Below are 1152 nucleotides of genomic sequence, written 5' to 3' on the forward strand. Positions count from 1 at the left end.
GGTGGGCACTTTCGTGGCGTCGGCGCGGTTCATCAAACGCTAGACGTTATTGCGTCAAACGATCCGGTCTATGGTGTACGCAACGGCCGATTGACGGCGGCCCACACACCAGGAGTGACGATCCTTATGTCCGATTTGCAGTTCACGATTACTCGCGACGAGTTCGCGGATGCGATCAACTGGGTGGCGCGGGCGTTGCCGGCGAAGCCGTTGAACCCGCTGCTCGGCGCGATCCGACTCACCAGCGGCTCCGGTTACGTGATCCTGGAGGCGTTCGACTACGAAGTTGCCGCCGTGACAAGCGCTGGGGCGGATGTGACATCACTGGGAACCACCTTGGTGTCCGGGCGCCTGCTGCAGGCGATCAGCAAGGCGCTGGCACGCAAGCCGGTGGAGTTCAAGACTGAGGGTGGTACTGCACGCATCCTGTGCGGGGCCGCAGAGTTCACGTTGCCCACCATGCTGGGGAGTGAGTACCCAGACCTGCCGACGCGGCCGGCCGACGCGGGCAGCGTGGACGCCGGACAGTTCGCGGAGGCGATCGCGCAAACCAGTTTCGCGGTGCACCGCGGCGACGGGTACTCGAGCATCAAGGCGGTGTGTTTCGACGTCGACCCGCTCGGCGGGTTGACGTTGTCGGCCACCGACCGCTACCGCGTCGCGACGAAGACGATCCCATGGCAGCCCACCATAGACAGCGACGGATCGCCGCCGGTTCGGCTCCTGGTCCCGCCGCGCGCGCTCGGCGACACCGCCCGCCTCGGCGGCGACACCGTGGCGATCGCGGTGTATTCGTTGGGGAACAGCGGGTCGAGCTTCGGGAAGTCCTCGCCGAGCAGTTGGGTGATCGCGGTGCGGGTCTCGCCGCGGAAGCTCAGCAGGTGCGGCTCGGCGCCCTCGAACCCGATGTGCACGGTGTCGCCGCCGAGGCGGGCGGTGTCGCCGAGCGCGCGCGGCGGGACCAGGAGCCGAACCGGCGGCGATCCGTCGCTGTCTATGGTGGGCTGCCATGGGATCGTCTTCGTCGCGACGCGGTAGCGGTCGGTGGCCGACAACGTCAACCCGCCGAGCGGGTCGACGTCGAAACACACCGCCTTGATGCTCGAGTACCCGTCGCCGCGGTGCACCGCGAAACTGGTTTGCGCGATCGCC

General features: G+C 67.4%; 2 pseudogenes. One reads left to right on the forward strand and one right to left on the reverse strand.

Annotation, left to right across the window (positions count from 1 at the left end):
- Window positions 1-126 precede the first annotated feature (126 nt).
- A pseudogene (locus A5622_RS19505) lies at window positions 127-771 on the forward strand (DNA polymerase III subunit beta); the annotation flags it as partial.
- 104 nt (window positions 772-875) lie between these two features.
- Here the strand turns inward: A5622_RS19505 and A5622_RS30850 are convergent.
- Window positions 876-1127 (reverse strand): annotated as a pseudogene (locus tag A5622_RS30850) (hypothetical protein); the annotation flags it as partial.
- Window positions 1128-1152: the final 25 nt, after the last annotated feature.

This window comes from Mycobacterium sp. 1245801.1 (genome assembly GCF_001673055.1).
Lineage (GTDB): Bacteria > Actinomycetota > Actinomycetes > Mycobacteriales > Mycobacteriaceae > Mycobacterium > Mycobacterium europaeum_A.